The organism is Nocardia sp. NPDC004722, from assembly GCF_053601505.1.
Genome location: NZ_JBSGBY010000533.1, coordinates 1 through 5,946 on the forward strand (window position 1 = coordinate 1; position 5,946 = coordinate 5,946).

The window sequence follows — 5,946 nt, forward strand, 5'->3', positions numbered from 1 at the left end:
GTCGAAACTCGGTGAGGCGACGTGCAGGACGCGGGAGTCGCGGGTGATGTGGTCGCGTTCCCGCTGGGCGGCCGCGAGATTGGCCAGTCCGGCGTGCGACACCACCACACCCTTGGGCGCACCCGTCGATCCGGAGGTGAAGATCACGTACGCCGGATGCGCTGTGTTCCTGACGATGTCGTGCGCTGCGTGCGGGAACTCCTCCGCGTCGTCGTCCACGCACCACCAGTCGACGGCACCCGGCAGCCGGTCGCGCTGCGCGGTGACGGTCAGGCCCAGGCATACCCCGGAGACATCGATGATGCGGGCAATGCGGTCGGGCGGATAGGCCGGATCCACGGGTACGAACGCCGCCCCGGTGCGCGCCACCGCCCACACCGCCAGCACCGATTCGATGGATCGCGGAATACCCACGGCCACCAGGGTTTCCGGACCGGCCCCGGCAGCACTGAGGCGTCGCGCCAGCTGTTCGGCCCGGGCGTCGAGTTGGCGATAGGTCAGCTGCTGCGCGCCGCACACCACCGCGATGCCGTCCGGGTTCGCGGCGACAGCGTCGGCCATGAGATCGGCGAGCGTGCGCGCCGCGGCCACGGGTGCGGTCGTCTCGTGCAGCCGCTGCCGCTCGGCGGCGGTCAGCAGGTCGAGATCGCCGACCGGCCCGGCCGATTCGGCGGTGCCCTCGGCCAGCACCAGCAGCAGACGATCGCTGAGATTCGCGATCGTGGACGCGTCGAACAGGTCGGTGGCGTAGCAGCAGCGCAGTTCCATGCCCTCGGTGTCGCCGACGACGGTGAGGCTCAGGTCGAAACGGCTGCTGGTCTGCGGCAGTTCCAGCGGCGACACGGTCAGCTCGGGCAGTTCCAATTCCGGCATGGTCAGGTTCTGGAACACCAGCATGACCTGCACCAGCGGATGCCGTGCGGGCGAGCGGGCCGGGGCCAGCACCTCGACGAGCCGCTCGAACGGCACGTCGGCGTGCTCGAAGGCGGCGAGATCGTTGTCCCGTACCCGGTCCAGCAGTTCGCCGAAGCCCTCGGCCGGGCGAATGCCGGTGCGCAGCACCAGCGTATTGACGAGCATGCCGACCAGGTCGTCGAGTTCGCGGACGCCGCGGCCCGCCACCGGCGTCCCGATCACCACGTCCTCGCCGCCGCCGAGCCGGGCGAGCAGCACCGCCAGGGCGGCGTGCACCACCATGAACGGGGTCGCGCGATGCTCGCGGGCCGTGCGTTCGACGGCGTCGGTCAGCTTACGATCCAGGCGCGCAACGCATTCCGCGGCGCGATACGACGCCCGAGCCGGTCGCGGACGGTCGGTGGGCAGCTCCAGGTGATCGGGAATGCCTTCCAATGCCCGCTTCCAGTACTCCACCTGCCGTGCCGCGAGTGACTCCGCCTCGTCCTCGGAGCCGAGCCGATTCCGGTGCCACAGTGTGTAATCCGCGTACTGCACCGGCAGCGGCTCCCACACCGGCAGTGTGCCCGCCGCCCGCGTCGCGTAGGCGGCCGCCACATCGCGCGTCAGCGGTGCCATCGAGAACCCGTCCGTCGCGATGTGATGCGCGACCAGGACGACGACGTGTTCGGTCACACCGGAGTCGACCTGGAATACCTTCACGCGCAACGGAACCGCGGCGGTGACATCGAAGCCACGGCCGATCGTGTCCGTGACGGCCTCGGTCAGCCGGTCGGCTGCTACCGGAACCGGGGTGAGGTCGAGTTCGACCTCGTCGGCGGTGAGGACGCGTTGCATGCCCACGCCGTCGAGGTCGGGATACACGGTGCGGAGAGTTTCGTGGCGTTCGATCACATCGCGCAGCGCGGCGCGCAGAGCCGCGTGATCCAGGAGGCCCGAAAGCCGCAGGGCCACCGGCACGTTGTAGGCCGGTGAGCCGGGATCGTAGCGGTTGACGAACCACATGCGCTGCTGCGCCGGGGACAGCGGGACGAGGTCCGGCCGCTCGGCACGGACGGGTACCGGGCCCGAGGCGGCGGTGACGGCGGACGTCAGCCGCACCGCCAATTCGGCGACGACGGGAGCCTCGAACAGCAGCCGGACCGGCACGGCACGGCCCAGATCCGCGCTCAGGCGGGCGGCGACCCGGGCGGCGATGAGCGAATCGCCGCCGAGAGCGAAGAAGTCGTCGCGCGCACCGACCCGCTCCAGGCCCAGGACGTCGGCATAGGTCGCGGCGATCACCGCCTCCGATGCCGTCGGTGCGACGTATTCCGCCTGTGCCAGTATCGGTTCCGGCAAGGCGCGGAGGTCCACCTTGCCGCTCGCGGTCAACGGCAGCTCGTCGAGCACCTGCAGACTCGAGGGCATCAGATAGCGCGGCAATCGGCCGGACGCCCACGCCAGCAGCTCCGCGACCGGCCTCGGAGACCGCAGGGAGACATACGAGCACAGCGTCATCGCTCCGGCGGCATTGCGGCGGGCCACCGTCACCGCGGCCTCGATGAGCTCGTGGGTGAGCAGGACGGCGTCGACCTCGCCCGGCTCCACTCGGATGCCGCGAATCTTCACCTGGAAGTCGCCGCGGCCGACATACTCGAAACCCGCTGCGGTGCAGCGCATGAGGTCGCCGGTGCGGTACATCCGCTGCCCCGAGGCGAACGGGTCCGCCACGAACCGGCTCGCGGAAAGCGCCGCACGACCGGCATATCCGCGCGCCACCCCCGGGCCGCGCACATACAGCTCGCCGACCGCACCGGGCGGCACGGGCCTCAGCCAGCCGTCCAGGACCATCAAGGTCGCGCCGGGCACCGGGGCGCCGAGCAGCGTGGACGTCTCGGCGGTCATCGGGTCGCCGAAGCTCGCGGCGATCGTGGTCTCCGCCGGTCCATACGAATTCACCAGTGCGCGACCGGCTCCCAGCCGCGTCACCAGCGCGGGCGGGCAGGGTTCGCCGCCCATCACAACCGTCCGCACGCTCTCCAGATCGGCGGCATCCAGGGTGGCGAGCACGCTCGGCGTGCACGTCAGGTGGGTGGCACCGCTCGTTCGCAGCGCAGCCGCCAGCTCCGGTCCCGCACTCGACTCCGGCGGTGCGACAACCAGTGTCGCCCCGGCCGCGAAGGCCGACATCCACACCAGGATGGCCGCGTCGAAAGCTGGATTGAGACAGTGCATCACCCGCGACTCACGCGCGATCCCTCCGCGCTCCGCCGTCGCCGCCACCATATTCGCCAGCCCGCCGTGCGAGACCACGACGCCCTTCGGCGTGCCCGTGGAGCCCGAGGTGAACACCACGTAGGCCGCATGCTCGGGGCGCAGCGGGACTCGCCGGTCGACGTCGGTCACCGGATCGGCGGACAGTGCGGCGCATTCGCCGATCAACCCCGCGTCATCCACCCGCAGCCACTCCACACCGCCGGGCAGATCCGCGACCGACGCAGCGGTGATCCCCAGCACCGCATGGCATTCGGCCGCTATCAGAGCGGTCCGTGCTCTCGGTTGCGTCACATCCACGGGTACGAACGCTGAACCGCTCTTAGCGATCGCCCACACCGCCACGATGGCCTCCACCGACCGCGGTAGCGCTACCAGCACCGACCGCTCCGGCCCGGCACCGGCCGCGATCAGCCGCCGCGCCAACCGGTTCGACACAGCATCCAATTCGCCATAGGTCAGGCCACCCACCCCGGCACCGAGCGCGATCCGCGAACTGCCGAGGGCGACTTCGTTGTTCGATCCGTCGGCAGGAATCGGGGCCCGGGCGCTGACAACCGCCACGGCGTGCCGCATTCCGGCGGCGGACAACAGATCCGGTAGCAGGCGCACGACGCGGGACGGCGCGCCCAGACGGATCGCGGCGGGGTCCTCGGGTGCGACGCCGTGCAGCTGGGCGGTGCGGCGGGCGGGGTCGCCGGTCAGGGCCACCAGGAGGCAGGCGAGGGCGGCCGCGAGCTCATCGGCCTGCTGAGCGTCGAAATGGCGGGGGGAGCGGGTGAGTTCCAGGCGCAGGCCGTTATTGGCGTAGGCGGCCAAGGAGAGGGGGTAATGGGTGCCGTCGTGGGCTTGCAGGGCGGTGACGGCGAGGTCGGCCTGGCGGGTTGCGGCGGTGAGGGTGGCGGCGTCGACGGGATAGGACTCGAAGACGGTGGCGGTGTCGAACAGGGGGCCGAGGCCCGTGATCGACTGGATCTCGTCGAGACCCACGTGCTGGTGCTCGGCGAGGGCGGCCTGTTCGCGTTGCACCCGCGCGAGCAGGTCCGCGACGGACTCGGCGGGGTCGAGCGCGATGCGCACCGGGACGGTGTTCACCAGCATGCCGACCATGCGTTCGGCACCGGCCAGCTCCGGCGGGCGGCCCGAAACCGTTGCACCGAACAAGATGTCGGCCGAGCCGGTCTGCTCGGCCAGCAGCAGCGCCCAGGCCACCTGCACCAGGGTGTTGACGGTGACCTGGCAGGCCGCGGCCGTGCGACGCAGGGCGGCGGGCAGATCGTCGGGCAGCGGCACCGCGTGCGGGACCGGGGTGGCCGGGGCATCCGCACGCGGCGCGGTGGGCGCAACGAGGGTCGGGCCCTCCACACCGGCCAGCGACCCCGCCCAGGCGGTGCGGGCACGATCCATGTCGCGGCCCGCCAGCCACTCCAGGTGGGTGCGGAACGGCACCGGCGCCGCGAATCCGGTGTCGTCGCCGCGGGTTTCGTAGAGGCCGATCAGCTCGGCGAACAGCAACGGCATCGACCAGCCGTCGAGAATCAGGTGATGGTTGGTGATCACCAGCCGCAAGCTCCGCTCCCCCGCCGCCAGGCACAGGAACCGGATCAGCGGCGGGGCGTCGACCGCGAAGGGGACGGCGAACTCGGCGGCGGCGAGCGCGTCGAGCTCCTCGTCCGTGGCTCCTGGCACCTCACGATAGGTGCACGGCACCGCCACCTCCGCCGGAATCACCTGCGCCACAGCGGCATCCGAGGTGGCGAACCCGGCGCGCAGCACCTCGTGGCGGCGCAGCAGTGCCGCGACGGCGGCGGTCAGCCGGTCGCGATCCAGGTCGGCCTCGATATCGATCACCGCCTGCACCGAGTATCCGTCCGGGCCGCCCTCGGCCAGTTGCGCCTGGAACAGCAGTCCGCGCTGCAGCGGCGTCAACGGCCATACATCGGTCAGTCGGCCGAAATTCCTTTCCCACGCGTCGATTTCCCGCTGCGTGGCGTCCAGCAGTGGCAGATCGGCGGGCGTGAGCCCACCGGCATCGGGCCGCCCGACCAGCTCCGCGATCTCTCGCACGGCCGCCAGCCATTCCCGCGCCAGCGCCTCCACCTCGGCGGCCGCGATGGCCTCCGACGCGAACTGCCACACCGCGCGGATCCGCGGCCCGTCCGCGGACTCCAGTGTCACGGCATCCACCGAAATCACCGACGCCAGCGGCATATCCGGATCCGCGTGGCCGCCCAGCCGGTCCCCCACCGACACCGGCAGCCAATCGCCCTCGACCGCGACGTCGGGGATCTGCCCGAGATAGTTGAACCCGATCTGCGGCTCCGGCAGCGCGGCCAGCACACGCTCCGTGTCCGGGTTCAGGTGCCGCAGCAGCCCGTAACCGAAACCGCCTCTGGGCACCGCCCGCAGCTGCTCCTTGACCGTCTTCACAGTGGCCTCGACGGTAGCGGCCGCACCGGTTCGCGAATCGACCTCCACGACAACGGGTCCCAGTCGCACCGGCACTTGTGCGGTGAACCAGCCAACCGTGTGCGACAGGTCTGCCCCCGGCACGGCGGCCTCATCACGCCCGTGCCGCTCCACCGCGACGACCAGTTCACCTGGGCGTCCCTGCCCCATGCGTGATCTGGCCAACGCCAACGCCGCCAGCAACGCGTCCTCGACGCCGCAGCGGAAGGCGGCCGCGATCCGCCCCAGCAGGACCGCCGAAAACTCTCCCGGCACTTCGATATCGATCCGTCCGGCCGTCCGCCGGGTATCCACCGCCGGGTCCAG

The 5,946-nt window shown here is 71.2% G+C and carries 1 protein-coding gene; it reads right to left on the minus strand.

Annotated elements, in window-relative coordinates; all coding sequences use genetic code 11:
* On the minus strand, positions 1–5,934 hold a 5,934-nt coding region (locus ACWELQ_RS35625; RefSeq protein ID WP_452401412.1), incomplete at its 3' end, for an amino acid adenylation domain-containing protein.
* Between the last annotated feature and the right edge of the window lie 12 nt (positions 5,935–5,946).